A 19,335-nucleotide genomic window follows, 5' to 3' on the forward strand; every position below is an offset into this window, starting at 1 on the left:
CACCGCCTGGGGCAGGCGGACCCTACCCCGTGGATGCCCCGCGGACAATGCCGGGGCAGGCATGATTCCCTTCGCAGCGGGTTTTGTGGCCGCTCTGTGGCTGGTGCACCAACTGCCGGCCCTGCCGCCACCGTGGATCTTCGCGGCGCTCGCCACCACTCTCGTCGCCTCCATGGTAACGCGCCATCCGGCGGCACTGCCCGCGATCCTGGCGGGGACCCTCGCAGGGCTGCTGCTGGGGACCGTTCATGCCACGACCTGGCTGGACCGGGTGGTGACGCAAGCCGAACCGGAGGCCACGCTGAGTGGCCGGGTCGTGGACCTGCCGCGCCACGGCGAACGCAGCTCGCGATTCCATCTGGCGACGCACGGCGACCCACCGCGCCGGCTGGAGGTCTCGGTCTATCCCCCGCGGGCGGATGTTGAGGCCGGGGACGTGCTGCGCCTGAAGGGGCGCCTGTATCCACCGCAGGGCCGTGCCAATCGTGCCGGCTTCGACCGTGAGGCGTGGTTCTATCGCGCAGGCCTCCATGGTCGCCTGAACGTCTCGGCCGCTGACCTGCGTCATGCGGTCGATGACACGGCCCCGGGGGCCCTGCGCGGAGCCCTGCACCGACAGCGCGCCACGCTCCGGGACCGCCTGCAGGCCGCCGCTCCGGAACTGCGCCACCCGGGACTGGTGCAGGCGCTGGTGATCGGCGAGCGCAGCGGCATGACGGATGCCGAATGGACTGCCTTCCTGCAGACCGGCACCAATCACCTGATGGCGATCTCGGGGTTGCACGTGGGCCTTGTGGCGGGGTTCGCGGCCCTGCTGGCCACGCTGCTCTGGCGTCATGTGGCCGGCGTACGGGAACGCTGGCCCCGCCGCGTGCTGGCGGCCACCGCGGCGGCCCTGGCCGCGCTGGGATATGCGGCGCTGGCGGGTTTCAGTATCCCCACCCAGCGCGCTCTGCTGATGCTGCTGGCGGTGCTGGCCGCGTTGCTGCTGGGGCGGGGCGGGACCCCGTGGCGGGCGCTGGTGCTCGCAGCGCTCATCATCCTGATCCGTGACCCGCCCGGCGTACTGGCGCCGGGCTTCTGGTTCTCGTTTGGTGCCGTGGCGGTGATCCTCGGCCTGCTTCAGGGGCGCCGCGCTCGCCCCGGGCTGCGCGAAGCCATGGCGATCCAGGTGCTGCTGGCGCTCGCCATGCTGCCGCTGGCGCTGGCATGGTTCCAGCTGGGATCGTGGATCGCGCCGCTGGCCAACATCGTGGCCGTCCCGTTGATCTCCTTTGTGGTACTCCCGGCACTGCTGACAGGGGCCGGACTGGCCATGCTGTGGCCGCCCCTGGGCGGCCCGCCGTTGTGGCTCGGCGATGCGGTGCTGGGGCTGCTGGTCACGCTGCTGCAGGCCCTGGCCGACCTGCCGGCCGCGGTGGCCGAACGGGGCGTTCCGCTTGCGGCGGCCCTGCTCGCCGGCCTGGCGGTGATCTTTCTGCTCCTGCCCGGACGTCGCCGGATGGCCCCCTGGGTGCTGCTGGCGGCCCTGCCGCTGGGTTTACCCCTGCGCCCGGACCTGTCCCACGGCGAGCTGCGGGCGGAATTGCTGGATACCGGGCGCGAGGCGGTGGTCCTGCTGGAGACCCGCAACCACGTGGTGGTCTACGGCCCGGGGCGTGCCCGCGACGTGGAATCGGCCTTGCTGCCTGCCCTGCGGGCACGCCAGCGAAACCGAATCGACCGGGTCATCGTGGCCGACGGGCGGCTTGACGACAGCGGGTCGCGCGCCGCCGCACTGCAGGCACTGACCGCGGCCGTGAAGGTGGAGCGGGTGCTGCACCGCGACGAGCGACCCCCCCGACGGATCCGCGAGTCCGGTCCGGTCTATCGGGCCTGCCGGGCCGGGCAGCAGTGGCAACGGGACGGGGTGGTGTTTCGCGTCCTGCATCCACCACGCGGCTGGGACGCCTCGCGCGCCGCCAGTTGCGTGCTGCGGATCGAGACCGCCGGTGGCGCATTGTTGCTGACCGGCGGGCTGCGCGGACTCGGTGCGGCGGTGCTGGGCCACGAAACGCCCGACGAGGACCTGCAGGCACGCCTGCTGGTGACCGCCGAACCCGCGAAGGCCGTCGACGACGGAGAGGGGCGGGCCGGGGTGCGGGCACCCACCCGCTGGGTAGCCGGCACGATGCCCGACGGGCCCGTCGGGTCGGGCGCTGGCGGCCTGCGTGCCACGTCCACGGACGGGGCCCTGCGCCTGCGGGCCGGAACCGCCTGGGAGCCGGGAGCGGGTTGGCGGAACGAACGTCGCCGGTTCTGGCAACGGCCGCACCCCTGAACGGCCGAGGCAATCCATGTCAGTCCACGATAAACTGGGCGGATGAACGATTTTGTCTCCGATACGATTCGCCCCGTCCGCTTTGCCGACGACCGTCTGTGGCTTCTGGACCAGCGCCGTCTGCCCGCGCAGGAAACCTTCCTGCCCCTGGATGATGCCCCGGCGGTGGCAGACGCGATCCGCGAAATGGTGGTACGCGGGGCTCCCGCGATCGGCATCACCGCGGCGTTCGGCGTGGTGCTGGCCTGCCATCAGGCACTGCAGGCCACGGACTGGCGCGAGCGCGTGGGCGCCGACATCGCGACCCTGCGGGCGGCGCGGCCCACCGCCGTGAACCTGTTCTGGGCGCTGGACCGGATGCAGGCGGTGGTGGCGGCCGCCGGAAGCGCCCGGGCCGCGCTGACCGCGACGCGCGAGACAGCCATGGCGATGCTGGAAGCCGACATCGCCGGCAATCGCGAGCTCGGCGCCCATGGCGCCGCGCTGATCGAACCGGGCCGCGCCGTGCTGACCCATTGCAACACCGGCTCTCTGGCGACCGGGGGCTACGGGACCGCGCTGGGAGTGATTCGCGCCGCCTGGGACCAGGGGCGCATCACCGGGGTCTACGCCGACGAGACCCGTCCCTGGATGCAGGGCAGCCGGCTGACGGCCTGGGAGCTGGTGCATGACGGGATTCCGGTGACCCTGCTGTGCGAAGGCGCCGCGGCGCGGCTGCTGCAGAGCGGGGAGGTCGGCTGCGTGGTGGTGGGGGCGGATCGCATTGCGGCCAATGGCGACACCGCCAACAAGATCGGCACTTACGGGCTGGCATTGCTGGCGCGCGCGCACGGCGTGCGTTTCATGGTCGCCGCCCCGGTCGCCACCATCGATTATGCAACCCCCGCCGGCGATGCCATCCCGATCGAACAGCGCGATGCCGGAGAAGTACTGACGCTCGCGGGCCAGCCCCTGGCAGCCGCCGGGGCTGCCGCCTACAACCCGGCATTCGATGTCACCCCCGCCGGGCTGATCGACGCCATCGTGACCGAGCGGGGAGTGATCGAAAACCCCGACGCCGAACGGCTGGCGGCGTGGCGGCCGCACCCCGGAGATACCCCCGAACCGCGAGGCGTTCACGAGGGAACCTGACCGCCCCGGCAGGGCTCCTCCGGCGGGGGAATATGGTATGATCGCGGGCTTGTTCTAACGGACGGCGTGACCCATCAATGGCTGAATTCGCCAAGGAAATCTTCCCGGTCAATCTCGAAGACGAGATGCAGCAGTCCTACCTCGATTACGCGATGAGCGTGATTGTGGGACGCGCGCTCCCCGATGTGCGCGACGGCCTCAAGCCCGTCCATCGTCGTGTGCTCTACGCCATGCGCGAGCTGGGCAACGACTGGAACAAACCGTACAAGAAATCGGCCCGCGTGGTCGGTGACGTGATCGGTAAATACCACCCGCACGGCGACTCGGCCGTATACGACGCCATCGTCCGCATGGCGCAGTCGTTCTCGATGCGCTACATGCTGGCCGACGGGCAGGGCAACTTCGGTTCCATCGACGGCGACTCGCCGGCCGCGATGCGTTACACCGAAGTACGCATGGCGCGGATCGCAACCGAGCTGCTGGCCGACATCGACAAGGAAACCGTCGATTTTGTCGACAACTACGACGGTTCGGAACAGGAACCTTCGGTCCTGCCGGCAAAATTCCCGAATCTGCTGGTCAACGGCTCCTCCGGGATCGCCGTGGGCATGGCCACCAACATCCCGCCGCACAACCTGCGCGAGGTCATCAATGCCTGCGTAGCGCTGATCGACCACCCCGAGATCGACATCGACGGCCTGATGCAGTACCTGCCGGGCCCGGATTTCCCCACTGCCGGGATCATCAACGGCCTCGAGGGGATCCGCGAGGCCTACCGCACCGGGCGCGGTCGGGCGGTGATCCGTGCGCGTTCGCACGTGGAGCCGCTGGAAGGCGGGCAGCGCGAGGCCATCGTGGTCACCGAGCTGCCGTACCAGGTGAACAAGGCGCGCCTGACCGAGAAGATCGCCGAGCTGGTCAAGGAAAAGCGCATCGAGGGCATCTCCGAGCTGCGCGACGAGTCCGACAAGGACGGCATGCGCCTGGTCATCGAGCTCAAGCGCGGCGAGATGAGCGAGGTGGTGCTCAACCATCTGTACATGCACACCCAGATGCAGAACGTGTTCGGCATCAACCTGGTGGCGCTGGTCGACGGCCAGCCGAAGGTGCTGAACCTGCGGCAGATCCTCGAGGCGTTCCTGCGCCACCGCCGCGAGGTGGTGACCCGCCGCACCATCTACGACCTGCGCAAGGCACGGGAGCGGGCCCATGTACTGGAAGGGCTGGCGATCGCGCTGGCCAACATCGATCCGGTGATCGAACTGATCCGCAACGCACCCAATCCGGCCGAGGCGAAGGCCGGACTGCTGGCGCGCAGCTGGCCGCCGGGCATGGTGGAGGGGATGCTCGACCGCGCCGGGGCCGCGGCCTCGCGCCCGGAAGACCTGGAAGCCGAATTCGGCATGGGCGAGGACGGCTACCGCCTGTCCGAGACCCAGGCCCAGGCGATCCTCGACCTGCGCCTGCACCGCCTGACCGGGCTGGAACAGGACAAGATCGTCGACGAATATCGCCAGCTGCTGGATACCATCGAGGACCTGCTGGACATTCTCGGCTCGCCCGAACGCCTGCAGCAGGAGATCCGGGGCGAGCTGCTGGGCGTGGCCGAGCGCTTCGGCGACGAGCGCATGAGCGAGATCCGCGAGCAGCAGGCCAACCTGACGCTGGAGGACCTGATCGGCGAGGAGGACGTGGTCGTTACGCTGTCGCACACCGGTTACGTGAAGTACCAGCCGGTGGCGGACTACCGCGCACAGCGCCGCGGCGGACGCGGCAAGGCGGCGGCCAGCTTCAAGGAAGAGGACTTCATCGACCGCCTGCTGGTGGCCAATACGCACGATACGGTGCTGTGTTTCTCCAGCCGCGGCCGGGTGTACTGGCTGAAGGTCTACGAGCTGCCACAGGGCTCACGCGCATCCAGGGGCAAGCCCATCGTCAATCTGTTGCCTCTCGAATCCGACGAGCGCATCAATGCGATCCTCCCGGTGCGCAGCTACGATCCGGATCATTACGTGTTCATGGTCACCGCCCAGGGCACGGTCAAGAAGACGCCGCTGACGGACTTCTCGCGGCGGCGCGCCAGCGGCATCATCGCCGTGGATCTGCGCGAGGGCGACCACCTGGTGGACGTGTCGCTGACCGACGGCAGCCAGGACGTGATGCTGGTGACCACCGCGGGCAAGGCGGTGCGCTTCTCCGAGACCGACGTGCGCGCCATGGGTCGCACGGCCTGCGGGGTGCGCGGCGTGCGCATGGACGACGACCAGCGGGTGATCGCACTGCTCAACGTGGACGAAGGCGCGGCGCTGTTTGCCACCGAGAACGGCTACGGCAAGCGCACCCGCTTCGACGAGTTCCCGGTTCACCGGCGCGGCGGCCAGGGCGTGATCGCGATCCAGACCGAAGGGCGCAACGGCGCCCTGGTGGGGGCCGCCCGGGTGCAGGAAGACGACGAGGCGATGCTGATCACCAATGGCGGCACGCTGGTACGCATGCCGGTGGAAGAGATTCCGCTGATCGGCCGCAACACCCAGGGCGTACGCCTGATCCGTCTGGATTCCGGCGAACAGCTGGTGGAACTGGCACGGGTGGCGCGCTTCGCCGGCGACGAGGACGACACTGACGCGGAAGCCGACACGGAGAATCAACAGTCGGCCGCCCCGGAAACGCACGAGGACGAGCCGCAGGGCGGCCGCGAACCCAGCGAAAAGGGAGATGAAGAATGAGCCGAATCTGGAACTTCAGCGCCGGCCCCGCGGCCCTGCCGCAGGCGGTGCTGGAACGGGCACGCGACGAGATGCTGGACTTCCACGGTACCGGGATGTCGGTGATGGAGATGAGTCATCGCGGCAAACCCTTCATGGAAGTCGCTGAAAAGGCGGAAGCCGATCTGCGCAAGCTGATGGGCATCCCCGACGACTACGCGGTGCTGTTCCTGCAGGGCGGGGCGACCGGGCAGTTTTCCGCGATCCCGATGAACCTGCAGCCGGGTGGCCAGCCGATGGACTACATCGATACCGGGGCCTGGTCCGGAAAGGCGATCAAGGAAGCGCAGAAGGTGGGGCCGGTGAACATCGTCGCCAGTTCCCAGGCCGAGGGCTATGCGTCCATCCCCGAGCGTTCGACCTGGAAACTCGATCCGAACGCCGCCTACGTGCACTACACGCCGAACGAGACCATCGGCGGCGTGGAATTCCACGAGGTGCCCGACGTGGGCGACAAGCCGCTGGTGGCGGACATGTCCTCCACCATCCTGTCGCGTCCGATCGATGTCTCGAAGTTCGGCGTGATTTACGCCGGCGCCCAGAAGAACATTGGTCCGGCCGGCGTGACCGTGGTGATCGTGCGCAAGGACCTGCTGGAACGCGAGAAGGGCCAGGTACCCGCCGTCCTGGACTGGAAGCTGCAGGCCGACAACGACTCCATGTACAACACCCCGCCGACCTTCGGCTGGTATTTCGCCGGCCTGGTCTTCGAATGGCTGCTGGAGCAGGGCGGGCTGGAAAAGATGGCCGAGATCAACCAGCGCAAGGCGGACAAGCTCTATCGTTTCATCGACAACTCGGCGTTTTATCGCAACCCGGTGGAGCCCAGTGCGCGTTCGTGGATGAACGTGCCGTTCATCCTCGCCGACGACAGCCTCGACGGTCCGTTCCTGAAGGAAGCCGACGCGGCTGGTCTGTCCTCGCTGAAGGGCCACCGCTCGGTGGGCGGCATGCGCGCGAGCATCTACAACGCAGTGCCTGAAGAGGCCGTCGACGCCCTGATCGAATTCATGGCGGATTTCGAGGAACGCCACGCCTGAAAAGGAGGTCGTGATGTACCGCGTCAAGACCTACAACAACATTGCGCTGCGGGGGCTGGAACGCTTCCCGCGCGAAACCTACGAAGTCGCCTCCGGTCTGGAAGACCCGGATGCGATCATGCTGCGCTCGCATGACCTGCACGGGGAGACCATCCCGGATTCGGTGCTGGCCGTGGGGCGCGCCGGCAGCGGGGTGAACAACATCCCGGTGCAGGATCTCACCGAGCGCGGCGTCGCGGTCTTCAATGCCCCCGGGGCCAACGCCAACGCGGTCAAGGAGCTGGTGATCGCGGGGCTGCTTCTCGGAGCGCGGAATCTGGTGCCGGCCGCCGGTTATGTGCAGTCCCTGGATCCCGATGATTCAGGGTTCACGGCCGCAGTAGAACAGGGCAAAAAGCGCTTTAGTGGCTTCGAACTCCCGGGGCGGCGGCTGGCCGTGCTCGGCCTGGGGGCGATCGGGGTCAAGGTGGCGAACGCCGCCCGGTCCATGGGGATGGAGGTCGTGGGCTTCGACCCCAAGATCACCGTGGAGAGCGCCTGGCAGATGGCATCGGACATCGAGCGCGCGCGTTCGGTGGATGCGGCGCTGGAAGGGGCGGATGCGGTCACGGTTCACGTACCCCTGACCGAAAACACGCAGAACCTGGTCAATGCCGAGCGCATCCGTTCGATGAACCCCGGCGCGATGGTGCTGAACATGGCCCGCGACGGGATCGTCGACGACGCCGCGGCCGGCGAGGCCCTCAACGAGGGCCACCTGCACGCCTACGTGACCGATTTCCCGGTCCCCGGCCTGCTGGATCACCCGCGGGTGATCACTCTGCCGCACCTGGGGGCGTCGACCACCGAGTCGGAAGAAAACTGCGCGGTGATGATCGCCGACCAGATGCGGGACTATCTCGAGAACGGCAACGTCGTCAATTCGGTGAACCTGCCAACCCTGGTACTGGAGCGGAAGGGGCAGGCGCGCATCGCCGTAATCAACCGCAACCTGCCGGACCGTGTAGCGCAGATCTCGCACGTCATCGGTGAATCGGACATCAATATCCTGCATCTGATGAACGACTCGCGTGGCGACATCGCCTACACCATGCTGGACGTGGACGGACATCCCAGTCCGACCACGCTGGATGCGCTCTATCGCATCGACGGTGTACTGCGGGCGCGGGTGCTCTAGGTCGTGAGCGAAGGGGAGTCCCTCGCATCGCTGCGCGCGCGGATCGATGCGATCGACGGCGAGTTGCTTGCCCTGCTCAGCGAGCGGGCCCGCTGCGCGGAATCGGTCGCGCGGGTCAAGCGCGACAACGGCGAGGAGCCGGTGTTCTACCGGCCGGAACGCGAAGCCGAGATCCTGCGTCGGGTGCGGGAGGAGAATCCGGGGCCGCTGGCGGATGACGTGATCGTCCGGCTGTTCCGGGAGATCATGTCCGAATGTCTGGCCCTGGAGCATCCGCTGACGGTGGCCTATCTGGGGCCGGAGGGGACCTTCACCCACCTGGCCGCGCGCAAGCATTTCGGCCATGCGGTCACGACCACGCCGCTGGCGTCCATCGACGCCGTGTTCGGCGCGGTGGAAACCGGGCGGGCGCAGTTCGGCGTGGTTCCGATCGAGAACAGTTCCGAGGGCGTGGTCACGCATACGGTGGACTGCTTCATGGACTCGTCGCTGCAGATCTGCGGCGAGGTCGTGACGCCGATCCACCATCACCTGCTGTCGCAAAGTGCCGGTCTCGGCGAGGTCCGCCAGGTACTGGCCCACGCCCAGGCCCTGGCGCAGTGCCGGGAGTGGCTGGATACCTGGCTGCCGCACGCCGAGCGCCATGCGGTGGCCAGCAACGCCCGCGCGGCGGAACTGGCGGCCGGGGATGGGTCCGCGGCGGCGATTGCGTCGCGCGTGGCGGCGGAGCACTACGGGGTTCCGGTGCAGGTGGAGCACGTGGAGGACCGCGCCGACAACACCACCCGGTTCCTGATCATCGGCACGGCCACCACCCGTCCCAGCGGCGCGGACCGTACGTCGATCATGCTGAGCACGGCCAACCGGCCGGGCTCGCTGTACGCGTTGCTGAAGCCGATCGCCGAGGCCGGCATCAGCCTTACGCGCATCGAATCCCGTCCCTCGCGCTGTGCGCAGTGGACCTACGTGTTCTTCCTCGACCTGCTGGGACACCAGGAGGACCCGGAAATCGCCGGGTGCCTGGAACAGCTGAGGGAGACCGCCGACACGGTGAAGATCCTGGGCAGTTATCCCCGGGCCGCAACCTGAGAGGCATCCATGGCAACGAATCCTTCCGAATCCGCAGCCCCCGGGCCGGGTCCGGCCGCCCGGGCCGTGTCCGGCGTGCAGGGACTGCAGCCGTATCAGCCGGGCAAACCGGTGTCCGAGCTGGAACGCGAGCTGGGCATCAGCGAGGCGGTCAAGCTCGCTTCCAACGAAAACCCGCTGGGGCCGTCGCCGCGCGCCGTGAAGGCCGCCCGGGGCGTGCTGGGCGAAGCCCATGTCTACCCCGACGGTAACGGGTTCGAGCTGAAGGCGGCCCTGGCCGCCCGGCACGGCGTGGATCCGGCGCAGATTACCCTGGGCAACGGGTCCAACGAGGTGCTGGAACTGATCGCGCGGACCTGGCTGGCGCCGGGGCGGGCGTCGGTGTTTTCCGCCCATGCCTTCGCGGTGTATCCGCTGGTGACGCAGGCCACCGGGGCCGAGGCCCGCGTGGTCCCGGCCGTGTCGGCGGACGATGCCCGCCAGCCGTTCGGGCACGATCTGGATGCGATGCGGGCCCGGGTGGATGACGACACCGCGGTGGTGTTCGTGGCGAACCCGAACAACCCGACCGGTACCTGGCTGGATGCGCAGGCGCTGGAGGCCTTCGTGGCGGCGATGCCGCCGCAGACCATCGTCGTGATCGACGAGGCGTATGCCGAATACGTGGAAGAAGACGGTTATCCGGACGCCACACGCTGGCTGGACCGCTATCCCAACGTGGTCGTCACCCGGACTTTTTCCAAGATCCAGGGGCTGGCGGGGCTGCGCCTGGGCTATGCCGTGAGTTCGGCGCCGGTGGCCGACATGCTCAACCGCGTGCGTCAGCCGTTCAACGTGAACGCGGTCGCTCAGGCGGCCGGTCTGGCCGCGCTCGAGGACAGCGACCACATCCGGCACTCGGTGGCGGTCAACCGGGAAGGCCTGGTGCAGCTGGGGCGCGAACTCCGGGCCATGGGCCTGCGGGTCATCCCCTCGGTCGGCAATTTCATTACCTTCGACACCGGCACCGACGTCAACGCGGTACATGACCGCCTGCAGCGGCGTGGGGTCATTGCCCGGCCGGTGGAAAACTACGGGCTGCCCGGGCATCTGCGCGTCACGGTCTCGACCGCGGAGGATAACGAACGATTCCTGGCCGCCCTGCGCGAGGCCCTTGCATGATCGACCGGCTGGTCATTTTCGGAGTCGGCCTCATCGGCGGTTCGCTGGCCCTGGCGCTGCGCGAGGCCGGGGAGGTGGGGACGGTCGTGGGCTGTTCGCGCAATCCGGACAATCTGCGCGAGGCCGAACGCCTCGGCGTGATCGACGAATGGACCACCGATCCGGCCGAGGCCGCCCGGGGGGCCGACATGGGCGTGCTGGCCGTACCCCTGGGGGCCATGGAAGGGCTGGCGGCATCGCTCGCCGGGATCTGGCCGGAGGATGCGCCGCTGACCGACGTGGGCAGCAGCAAACAGGCGGTGCTGGAGGCCCTGGCGCGGGGGTTCGGCGAGGTTCCGCGGCAGTTCGTCCCCGGGCATCCGATCGCCGGCACCGAGCAGAGCGGGGTGGCGGCCGCCTTTCCCGAACTGTTCCGCGAACGGCTGGTGATCCTGACGCCGGCCGACGCCACCAGCGTAATGGCGACCAACCGCGTGACTGCGATGTGGCAGACCGCCGGCGCGCGGGTCGAATTCATGACGCCGGCGCATCACGATCACGTGCTGGCAGCCACCAGCCACCTCCCGCACGTGCTGGCCTTTACCCTGGTGGCGTCGCTGTCGAAGATGAGCGACCGCGACGAGATCTTCCATTATGCGGCGGGCGGTTTCCGCGACTTCACCCGCATTGCCTCCAGCGATCCGGTCGTCTGGCGCGACATCTGTCTTGCCAACGGGCCCTCCATCCTGGAGGTGATCGAACGTTACCAGGCCGATCTCGAATCCCTGCGGCAGGCGATCGAGCAGGGCGACGGGCAGCGCCTGGAGCAGGAATTCACTCACGCCAAGACCACGCGGGATCGTTTCTGTGATCCCGCCCGAGCTCAACTGGATACCTGAACCGATGGATACCCTGACCGTTCAACCCGGCGGCGTCCTCAGCGGGACCCTGCGGGTCGCCGGCGACAAGTCGATTTCGCATCGGGCGATCATGCTGGGGGCGCTGGCCGAAGGCACCACCCACGTGACCGGCTTCCTCGAAGGGGAAGACTGCCTCGCCACCCTGGAAGCATTTCGCGCGATGGGTGTCCCCATCCGCCGCGAAGGGCCGGGCGAGGTCATCATCGAGGGGGTCGGGATGCACGGCCTGCGTGCGCCCGAGGGTCCGCTGGACATGGGCAATTCGGGTACCGCCATGCGACTTTTGTGCGGTGTGCTCGCCGGGCAGGCGTTCGACAGCGAGCTCACCGGCGACACCTCCCTGTCGCGTCGGCCCATGCGCCGGGTCACCGAGCCGCTGACGCGCATGGGCGCGCAGATCGACACCGCCGAAGGCGGCACCCCGCCGTTGCGGGTGCGGGGCGGACAGCCGCTGCAGGGCACGGAATACGCCCTCGAGGTCGCCTCCGCCCAGGTCAAGTCCGCACTGCTCCTTGCCGGCCTGTGGGCCGAGGGCCGCACCTGCGTGACCGAACCCGCGCCAACCCGCGATCACACCGAACGCATGCTGGAAGGTTTCGGCGTCGAAGTGGAACGTGACGGGGCCACGGCCTGTGTGGCCGGCGGCGGGCGCCTGCGCGGTGGCGACGTGGACGTACCCGCGGACATCTCTTCGGCCGCCTTCTTCATGGTCGGGGCGTCGATCGCGCCGGGTTCCCACGTGATCCTGCGCCACGTCGGGGTCAATCCGACCCGGACCGGCGTGATCGAGATCCTCCGCCGCATGGGCGCCGATATTCGTCTGCTGGATCTGCGCGAGGTCAGTGGCGAACCGGTGGCCGACATCGAGGTGCTGTCGCACGAGCTGCGCGGGATCGAGATCCCGGAGGATCAGGTGCCGCTGGCCATCGATGAATTCCCGGCCATCTTCATCGCCGCCGCCTGCGCCCACGGCGAGACCGTGCTGACCGGCGCCGAGGAATTGCGCGTCAAGGAAAGCGACCGCATCCAGGTGATGGCCGACGGCCTCGCGGCCCTCGGCGTCGACTGCGAGGTTCGGCCGGACGGTATCCGCATTCAGGGGGGCGACGGTTTTCAGGGTGGCGAGATCCAGAGCCACGGAGATCACCGCATCGCCATGGCCTTCGCCATGGCCGCACTCCGCGCCGACGCGCCCGTCACCATTCACGATTGCCGCAACGTCGCGACGTCGTTCCCCGACTTCGCCGACCTGGCGCGGCAGACCGGACTGCATCTGGAGGCCCAATGACCCCGGTACTGACCATCGACGGTCCCGGCGGCGCAGGCAAGGGTACCGTCTGCATGCGCATCGCGGCGGCCATGGGCTGGCACCTGCTCGACAGCGGCGCGCTGTACCGCCTGGTGGGCCTGGCCGCACGCCGGCAGGGTGTGGAGCCGGACGACGCGGCGGCCGTCCCCGACCTGGCTCAGGCGCTGGACGTACGCTTTGAAATCGACCGCGATGCCACACGGGTCACGACCCTGCTGGAAGGCGACCCCGTCGACGAGGAGCTCCGCACCGAGCAGGCGGGCAACGACGCCTCGCGTGCAGCAGCCATTCCCGCCGTACGCGAGGCACTGCTGCAGCGCCAGCGCGATTTCGCGGTGCCGCCGGGCCTGGTCGCCGACGGGCGCGACATGGGGACCATCGTGTTCCCCGAAGCGGATCTGAAGATCTTTCTCGATGCCAGTGCCGAGGAACGTGCGCGGCGTCGCCAACTGCAGTTGCTGGAACAAGGACTTAGTGCTAGCCTTGAAGAACTTCGGGAAGAGATGGAAGAACGCGACCGTCGCGACCGCGAACGCAGCGTCGCGCCGCTCAAGCCGGCCGAGGATGCCTGGGTCCTGGATACCACGGATCTGGACATCGTCGCCGTGGTCGATCTCATCCTGGAGCGCCTGCGGGACGTACTCCCGGAAGACCGCCCCCCTGCCGACGAAACCCCGGGCAGCGGGATCGAGAACACTTGAAACCGGTTTCAGGAAGTTTCTGTAACCGCATTTAATTTAACAGGTTTTTAAATCCATGAGTGAAAGTTTCGCGCAACTGCTCGAAGAGAGCATGGCCTACACCCAGATGCAGCCGGGTGCCATCCTCAGTGCCACCGTCATTGAGGTGAACCCGGAAGTCGTCGTGGTGAACGCGGGCCTGAAGTCCGAGGGAGTCATCCCCACCGAGCAGTTCATGAACGACGAAGGGGAACTCGAAGTCGCCGTGGGCGATGTCGTGGAAGTTGCCCTGGAAACCCCGGAAGACGGCTTCGGCGAGACCCGCATGTCTCGCGAGAAGGCCAAGCGTGCCAAGGCCTGGGATCGCCTCGAACGGGCGATGGAAGACGAGGAATACGTCACCGGCAAGATCTCCGGCAAGGTCAAGGGCGGCTACACCGTCGAACTGGGCGACATCCGTGCATTCCTGCCGGGTTCACTCGTGGATGTCCGTCCGGTGCGCGATACCGCGTATCTGGAAGGCAAGGAGCTGGAGTTCAAGCTCATCAAGCTGGATCGCCGTCGCAACAACGTGGTCGTGTCGCGTCGCGCCGTGGTCGAGCAGGAATACAGCGCCGAGCGCGAGGAACTGCTCAAGAACCTGCAGGAAGGTGCGCAGGTCAAGGGTATCGTCAAGAACCTCACCGACTACGGTGCGTTCCTGGATCTGGGCGGCATCGACGGCCTGCTCCACATCACCGACATGGCCTGGAAGCGCGTCAAGCATCCGTCCGATGTCGTTGAAATCGGCCAGGAAGTCGAAGTCAAGGTGCTCAAGTTCGATCGCGAGCGCATGCGTGTCTCGCTGGGCCTGAAGCAGCTGGGCGAGGATCCGTGGGAGAACATCACCCGCCGTTACCCGACCGGCACCCGCATCTTCGGCAAGGTCACCAACATCACCGACTACGGCTGCTTCGTCGAGATCGAAGACGGTGTGGAAGGCCTGGTGCACGTCTCCGAAATGGACTGGACCAACAAGAACGTGAACCCGGGCAAGGTCGTGGCCATTGGCGACGAGGTCGAGGTGATGATCCTGGACCTGGACGAAGAGCGTCGCCGTATCTCGCTGGGCATGAAGCAGTGCCAGTCCAACCCGTGGGACGACTTCGCCGCCAACCACAACCGTGGCGAGAAGGTCCGTGGCCAGATCAAGTCGATCACCGATTTCGGCGTGTTCGTGGGCCTGGAAGGCGGCATCGACGGCCTGATCCACCTGTCGGATCTCTCCTGGAGCGAGTCGGGCGAAGAGGCTATCCGCAACTTCAAGAAGGGTGACGAGGTCGAGGCCGTGGTCCTGTCCGTGGATCCGGAACGCGAGCGCATCTCCCTGGGCCTGAAGCAGCTGGACCGCGACCCGTTCGCCAACTTCGTGGCCGAACACAGCAAGGGCAGCATCGTGAAGGGTACGGTCAAGGAAGTGGACGCCAAGGCCGCCGTGATCGAACTGGCCGATGGCATCGACGGGATCCTGCGCGCCGCCGACATCTCCCAGGACCGCGTGGAAGACGCGCGCACGGTGCTCAACGTGGGCGACGAGGTCGAGGCCAAGTTCATGGGTGTGGACAAGAAGACCCGTGCGATCAGCCTGTCCATCAAGGCGAAGGATCGTGCCGAGGAGGCCGAAGCCGTGTCCGAATACGGGCAGGGCGGCGGCGCCACCACCTCGCTGGGCGACCTGCTGAAGGAACAGATGGGCAAGAACGACTAAGCCCCGTTCCACCGCCCGCATCCGCGTCGCCATCGCGGGTGCGGGCCTTTTTTTGTCTTTCCTCCCCCTTTGCTGCGAGTGCCAGATGACCAAATCGGAATTGATCGACAATCTTGCCCGCAAATCACCGCACCTTCCGCCACGCGACGTCGAGCTGAGCGTCAAGGCCCTGCTGGAGCGGATGAGTCAGGCACTGGCCAGTGGCGAACGGGTGGAAATTCGCGGATTCGGCAGCTTTGCGCTGCATTTCCGGCCCCCGCGCATGGGTCGGAATCCCAAGACCGGCGAGGGCGTGGCCCTGCCCGGCAAATATGTCCCTCACTTCAAGCCCGGCAAGGAATTGCGGGAACGCGTCAATGACGGCGCGCAAAAGGACCAGTAGGCGGATACGACGAATGGCCGAGCACGGAAAGTCCCGGCTGCGGCACTGGGTCGCATTCGTGGCCCTGATCCTGATCTCCTCCGGCATCGGGATCCTGGTGGTGTTCAACGAGGGCGCCGCCACCCTTCATCTCCCCGGTCTCACCCTCGAGGCCCCCTTGATCGTGCTCCTGGGCCTGAGCGCCCTGGCGGGTGTACTGATTGCATCCCTGATCTTCTGGCTCAGGCTGCGGCGTCTGCAACGCAAGATCGACCGGCTGCGGGATGAGAACCGTGCGCTGCGGGTCGAAGTGGAACAGCTGCGGACCGCGCCGATGCGGGATTTCTACTGAACCGGAATGATTGAGGACTGGTTCTGGCTGCTGTTGCCGGTTGCCGCCGCCAGTGGCTGGTGGGCCGCGCGCCGAGGTGTTCCCGAGGAGGAAGAAACCCGCGATCCCGCGCTGGACCGCTATCTTCAGGGCGTACGATATCTGCTGGACGATCGTACCGACGATGCCCTGCAGACCTTCATCGAAATGGTCGAAGTCGACCATGAAACCTTTGAAACGCACGTGATCCTGGGGCGCCTGTTCCGGCGGCGGGGCGAGGTGGACCGCGCGATCCGCATTCACCAGAACCTGGTGGCGCGCCCGGCGCTGACCGACGCACAGCGGGCACAGGCGCTGTGCGAACTGGGCCAGGACTTCCTGCTGGCGGGGGTGCTCGATCGGGCCGAGGGAGTGTTCCGCGAACTCATGAATTCGCCGAACCAGGCCTCCGAGGCACTGGAAGGCTTGCGGCACGTGTACGAGACGCAGCGCGAGTGGGACAAGGCGATCGAGGTCGGCAACCGGCTGCGCGCCGAGGGCTCGCCACAGGAACCCCTGCGGGTTGCGCATTACCATTGCGAACTGGCGAGCGAGGCGCTGGAACGCAATGACCTGGCCGAGGCCTCCGAGCGGGCAGGCCAGGCCGAAGCCCTGGTACCGGGCCTGTCGCGGGCCCTGCTGCTGAAATCGGAAATCGCCGAACGCGAGGGACGCATTCGCGAGGCCATTGATCACGGCAGCGACGCAGTCGCCCGGACGCCGCGGCTGGCACCGTTGCTGGTCCCGCGGCTGGAGCAGTTGCATCAGGCCCTGCCGGGCGAGCATCGTCTGGCGGCGCTGGAACAAGTACTGACCGACCTGGCCGAGGAACGCGGCGTGACCATGGCGCGTATCGCACTGATGCGGCTGTATCGACGGACCGGACGCATGGACCGGGCGCTGCATGAGCTGGGGGTCATCCTGGCCCAGCGTCCGGTGCCCACGTCGGGGCTGCTGGAGGCGGTGCGCTGGATGAAGGTACTGCCCGCGGTGCAGAGCTACGTGAGCGAATTTACGGCCTTCGAGAAGGCGCTGTCGGATCAGCTGCGCAGTCAGCACCTGTATCAATGCACCAACTGCGGCTACCAGGGCCGCGGCCATGTCTGGCAATGCCCCAGCTGCCGGCGCTGGGACACCCTGCGCGGGCTGGATTTCGATATCGATCAGACCACCGAAGACGCCGAAGCGGCGCTGATTCGCGAGGAGAGCCACTGAATGGACCCGGTAACGGAAAACCCGAACCTGCAGGAGCCGCGGCTGATCGTCGCCCTGGACTTCGCCTCCGGCGACGAGGCGCTGGCCTTCGCCCGCGGTCTGGACCCCCACCAGTGTGCGCTGAAGGTGGGTTTCGAGCTGTTCGTAGTCGCCGGACCGGACCTGGTCGATCGCCTGCACGCTCTCGGCTTCCGGGTATTCCTGGACCTCAAGTTTCACGACATCCCCAACACGGTTGCGGCCGCCTGTCGCGCGGCTGCCCGCATGGATGTGTGGCTGGTGAACCTGCACGCTTCCGGCGGCCTGGCGATGATGCGGGCGGCCCGTGACGCGGTCCGCGAGGTCAATGAACAGACGGTCCTGCTGGCCGTAACGGTGCTGACCTCCAGTGACCGCGCAACCCTGGAGGAGACCGGCGTACAGGACACCCCGGATGGCCAGGTCATGCGCCTGGGGCGCCTGGCGGTGGAGCAGGCGGGGCTGGACGGGCTGGTCTGCTCGGCGCGCGAAGCGGCGATGCTGCGCCGGGAGCTGGGAGCGGCGCCCAGACTGGTGACGCCCGGGATTCGCCTGGAGACGGCCGGGGGCGACGACCAGAAACGGGTGATGACGCCGGAACGGGCACTGGAGGCCGGCGCCAGTGCCATTGTGGTCGGCCGGCCGATCACCCGTGCGCAGGATCCCGCCGCGGCGATGCGGACGATCGCGGGACGCATGCAGGGGGTTTCCCCGACGCAGTGATCGGGCTAGGATCCATGGTGAGCGCACGGAAGATGGCGCTCGCCACCATTGAAAAAACAAGGAGGTTCACCATGATCCGTACTGTATCCATGTTCCGTTTTGCCCGGGTGTTGCTGCCCGCCATGGCGCTGGGGCTGAGCCTCGGCTCGCCGGTCACTGCCGGCGAACAGGTGCCCGTCAACGTCAATTCGGCACCGCTGGAGGAGCTGGTCACCCTGAGCAATGTCGGTGAGGTCACGGCGCGTGCCATCCTCGAACACCGGGAAGAACACGGTGATTTCGAATCCGTGCAGGCCCTGACCGAGGTGTCCGGCATTGGCGAACGGACGGTGGAAATGAATCTGGATCGGATTGAACTGGAATAGGGAGAGCGGCCGGGGCATGACCGCCATCCTGCGGCCATGCCCCGCAGCCCGGAGGGCACATGACCGAAAAGAGCAAACGAATCCGTACCGCGGTCTTTCCCGTGGCCGGCATGGGGACGCGCTTTCTGCCGGCGACCAAGGCCAACCCCAAGGAAATGCTCCCGGTGGTGGACAAGCCGCTGATCCAGTATGCCGCCGAAGAGGCCGTCGCGGCGGGGATCGATACCCTGGTGTTCGTCACCGGACGTAACAAGCGCGCCATTCCCGATCACTTCGACAAGGCGTACGAGCTGGAGAACGAGCTGGAGGAACGGGGCAAGACCAAGCTCCTCGAACGCATCCGCAACATCGTTCCATCGAGCGTTACCTGCGTGTATCTGCGCCAGGCCGAAGCCCTGGGGCTGGGGCATGCGGTCGCGTGCGCGCGCCCCGTGGTGCGCGAAGAACCGTTCGCCGTGATCCTGGCGGATGACCTGATCGAGGCGGTCGATGGCGGGGCCACCGCGCAGATGGTGGAACAGTACAACAGCCATGGTTGCAGCGTGCTGGGCGTGGAAGAGGTGCCCGAAGACCGCACCCATCAGTACGGCATCATCGATCCGGAACGCACAGCCCCCCGCAGCTGGGACGTGAAGGGCATCGTGGAAAAACCCGATCCGGCCGATGCGCCGTCGAACGTGGCCGTGGTCGGGCGCTATGTGCTGACGCCGCGGATCTTCGATCTGCTGGAACGGCAGGAACCCGGGGCCGGCGGCGAGATCCAGCTGACCGATGCCATCGACCGCCTGCGCGAGGAGGAGCGCGTGACGGCCTGGGAGTTTTCCGGGCGACGTTTCGACTGCGGCAGCAAACTCGGCTACCTCGAAGCCACGGTCGAGTTCGCGCTCAAGCACCCCGAACTCAAGGACGATTTCCGCGACTACCTGCGCACGCGGACGGACAGCTGACGCGTCCGGGCCCGGCGC

At 67.4% G+C, this 19,335-nt stretch carries 16 protein-coding genes and 1 pseudogene; all 17 read left to right on the top strand.

Translation table 11 applies throughout. The features are described 5' to 3' along the window. Positions 1–61 precede the first annotated feature (61 nt). On the top strand, positions 62–2,320 hold the full coding sequence (locus B1A74_RS01020; protein ID WP_077243513.1) for a ComEC/Rec2 family competence protein: 2,259 nt from the start codon (positions 62–64) through the stop codon (positions 2,318–2,320). Between the two features lie 42 nt (positions 2,321–2,362). After that, entirely contained in the window at positions 2,363–3,451 is a 1,089-nt protein-coding gene (gene mtnA, locus B1A74_RS01025) for an S-methyl-5-thioribose-1-phosphate isomerase (RefSeq protein ID WP_077243514.1), read from the top strand. A 77-nt stretch (positions 3,452–3,528) separates the two neighbouring features. Beyond that, a pseudogene (gyrA, locus tag B1A74_RS01030) lies at positions 3,529–6,052 on the top strand (DNA gyrase subunit A); the annotation flags it as partial. A gap of 121 nt (positions 6,053–6,173) precedes the next feature. Further along, complete coding sequence (gene serC / locus B1A74_RS01035; protein ID WP_018945974.1) at positions 6,174–7,256, top strand: 3-phosphoserine/phosphohydroxythreonine transaminase; 1,083 nt, start codon at positions 6,174–6,176, stop codon at positions 7,254–7,256. 13 nt (positions 7,257–7,269) lie between these two features. After that, positions 7,270–8,433, top strand: a complete 1,164-nt coding sequence (locus B1A74_RS01040; protein ID WP_018945975.1) for a phosphoglycerate dehydrogenase — start codon at positions 7,270–7,272, stop codon at positions 8,431–8,433. 3 nt (positions 8,434–8,436) lie between these two features. Next, positions 8,437–9,522: a prephenate dehydratase gene (gene pheA, locus B1A74_RS01045; protein ID WP_077243516.1), complete on the top strand. Its 1,086-nt coding sequence runs from the start codon at positions 8,437–8,439 to the stop codon at positions 9,520–9,522. A 9-nt stretch (positions 9,523–9,531) separates the two neighbouring features. Next, positions 9,532–10,683, top strand: a complete 1,152-nt coding sequence (gene hisC, locus B1A74_RS01050) for a histidinol-phosphate transaminase (RefSeq protein WP_077243517.1) — start codon at positions 9,532–9,534, stop codon at positions 10,681–10,683. Then, complete coding sequence (locus tag B1A74_RS01055; RefSeq protein ID WP_018869440.1) at positions 10,680–11,561, top strand: prephenate dehydrogenase; 882 nt, start codon at positions 10,680–10,682, stop codon at positions 11,559–11,561. Before hisC ends, B1A74_RS01055 begins: the two co-directional genes overlap by 4 nt. Positions 11,562–11,565: 4 nt before the next feature. Next, a complete protein-coding gene (gene aroA / locus B1A74_RS01060) occupies positions 11,566–12,870 on the top strand; it encodes a 3-phosphoshikimate 1-carboxyvinyltransferase (protein WP_077243518.1) in 1,305 nt (434 codons plus the stop codon). Continuing rightward, positions 12,867–13,592 carry a (d)CMP kinase gene (gene cmk, locus B1A74_RS01065; protein WP_077243519.1) on the top strand — a complete coding sequence of 242 codons (726 nt, stop codon included), beginning with the start codon at positions 12,867–12,869 and terminating at the stop codon, positions 13,590–13,592. The genes aroA and cmk overlap by 4 nt, the downstream gene beginning before the upstream one ends. A gap of 55 nt (positions 13,593–13,647) precedes the next feature. Then, the gene (rpsA, locus tag B1A74_RS01070) at positions 13,648–15,318 is read left to right on the top strand and encodes a 30S ribosomal protein S1 (protein WP_018869437.1); all 1,671 of its coding nucleotides are present in this window, start codon (positions 13,648–13,650) and stop codon (positions 15,316–15,318) included. Positions 15,319–15,403: 85 nt separating this feature from the next. Continuing rightward, positions 15,404–15,700: an integration host factor subunit beta gene (locus B1A74_RS01075; RefSeq protein ID WP_018869436.1), complete on the top strand. Its 297-nt coding sequence runs from the start codon at positions 15,404–15,406 to the stop codon at positions 15,698–15,700. Positions 15,701–15,713: 13 nt separating this feature from the next. Beyond that, the gene (locus B1A74_RS01080; RefSeq protein ID WP_019022076.1) at positions 15,714–16,031 is read left to right on the top strand and encodes a LapA family protein; all 318 of its coding nucleotides are present in this window, start codon (positions 15,714–15,716) and stop codon (positions 16,029–16,031) included. 6 nt (positions 16,032–16,037) lie between these two features. Continuing rightward, the gene (locus B1A74_RS01085) at positions 16,038–17,264 is read left to right on the top strand and encodes a tetratricopeptide repeat protein (RefSeq protein WP_077243520.1); all 1,227 of its coding nucleotides are present in this window, start codon (positions 16,038–16,040) and stop codon (positions 17,262–17,264) included. Next, on the top strand, positions 17,265–18,005 hold the full coding sequence (gene pyrF / locus B1A74_RS01090; protein ID WP_077243521.1) for an orotidine-5'-phosphate decarboxylase: 741 nt from the start codon (positions 17,265–17,267) through the stop codon (positions 18,003–18,005). Between the two features lie 122 nt (positions 18,006–18,127). Continuing rightward, positions 18,128–18,370: a ComEA family DNA-binding protein gene (locus B1A74_RS01095; RefSeq protein WP_051073616.1), complete on the top strand. Its 243-nt coding sequence runs from the start codon at positions 18,128–18,130 to the stop codon at positions 18,368–18,370. Between the two features lie 59 nt (positions 18,371–18,429). Next, positions 18,430–19,317 carry a UTP--glucose-1-phosphate uridylyltransferase GalU gene (gene galU, locus B1A74_RS01100; protein ID WP_018945984.1) on the top strand — a complete coding sequence of 296 codons (888 nt, stop codon included), beginning with the start codon at positions 18,430–18,432 and terminating at the stop codon, positions 19,315–19,317. Positions 19,318–19,335 lie beyond the last annotated feature (18 nt).

Source organism: Thioalkalivibrio halophilus, assembly GCF_001995255.1.
Lineage (GTDB): Bacteria > Pseudomonadota > Gammaproteobacteria > Ectothiorhodospirales > Ectothiorhodospiraceae > Thioalkalivibrio > Thioalkalivibrio halophilus.

Bases quoted from the DNA above. Each gene is read 5' to 3' on its own strand.
- B1A74_RS01020 (WP_077243513.1), top strand. From the start codon at position 62: ATGATTCCCTTCGCAGCGGGTTTTGTGGCCGCTCTGTGGCTGGTGCAC.
- mtnA (WP_077243514.1), top strand. From the start codon at position 2,363: ATGAACGATTTTGTCTCCGATACGATTCGCCCCGTCCGCTTTGCCGAC.
- serC (WP_018945974.1), top strand. From the start codon at position 6,174: ATGAGCCGAATCTGGAACTTCAGCGCCGGCCCCGCGGCCCTGCCGCAG.
- B1A74_RS01040 (WP_018945975.1), top strand. From the start codon at position 7,270: ATGTACCGCGTCAAGACCTACAACAACATTGCGCTGCGGGGGCTGGAA.
- hisC (WP_077243517.1), top strand. From the start codon at position 9,532: ATGGCAACGAATCCTTCCGAATCCGCAGCCCCCGGGCCGGGTCCGGCC.
- B1A74_RS01055 (WP_018869440.1), top strand. From the start codon at position 10,680: ATGATCGACCGGCTGGTCATTTTCGGAGTCGGCCTCATCGGCGGTTCG.
- aroA (WP_077243518.1), top strand. From the start codon at position 11,566: ATGGATACCCTGACCGTTCAACCCGGCGGCGTCCTCAGCGGGACCCTG.
- cmk (WP_077243519.1), top strand. From the start codon at position 12,867: ATGACCCCGGTACTGACCATCGACGGTCCCGGCGGCGCAGGCAAGGGT.
- rpsA (WP_018869437.1), top strand. From the start codon at position 13,648: ATGAGTGAAAGTTTCGCGCAACTGCTCGAAGAGAGCATGGCCTACACC.
- B1A74_RS01075 (WP_018869436.1), top strand. From the start codon at position 15,404: ATGACCAAATCGGAATTGATCGACAATCTTGCCCGCAAATCACCGCAC.
- B1A74_RS01080 (WP_019022076.1), top strand. From the start codon at position 15,714: ATGGCCGAGCACGGAAAGTCCCGGCTGCGGCACTGGGTCGCATTCGTG.
- B1A74_RS01085 (WP_077243520.1), top strand. From the start codon at position 16,038: ATGATTGAGGACTGGTTCTGGCTGCTGTTGCCGGTTGCCGCCGCCAGT.
- pyrF (WP_077243521.1), top strand. From the start codon at position 17,265: ATGGACCCGGTAACGGAAAACCCGAACCTGCAGGAGCCGCGGCTGATC.
- B1A74_RS01095 (WP_051073616.1), top strand. From the start codon at position 18,128: ATGGCGCTGGGGCTGAGCCTCGGCTCGCCGGTCACTGCCGGCGAACAG.
- galU (WP_018945984.1), top strand. From the start codon at position 18,430: ATGACCGAAAAGAGCAAACGAATCCGTACCGCGGTCTTTCCCGTGGCC.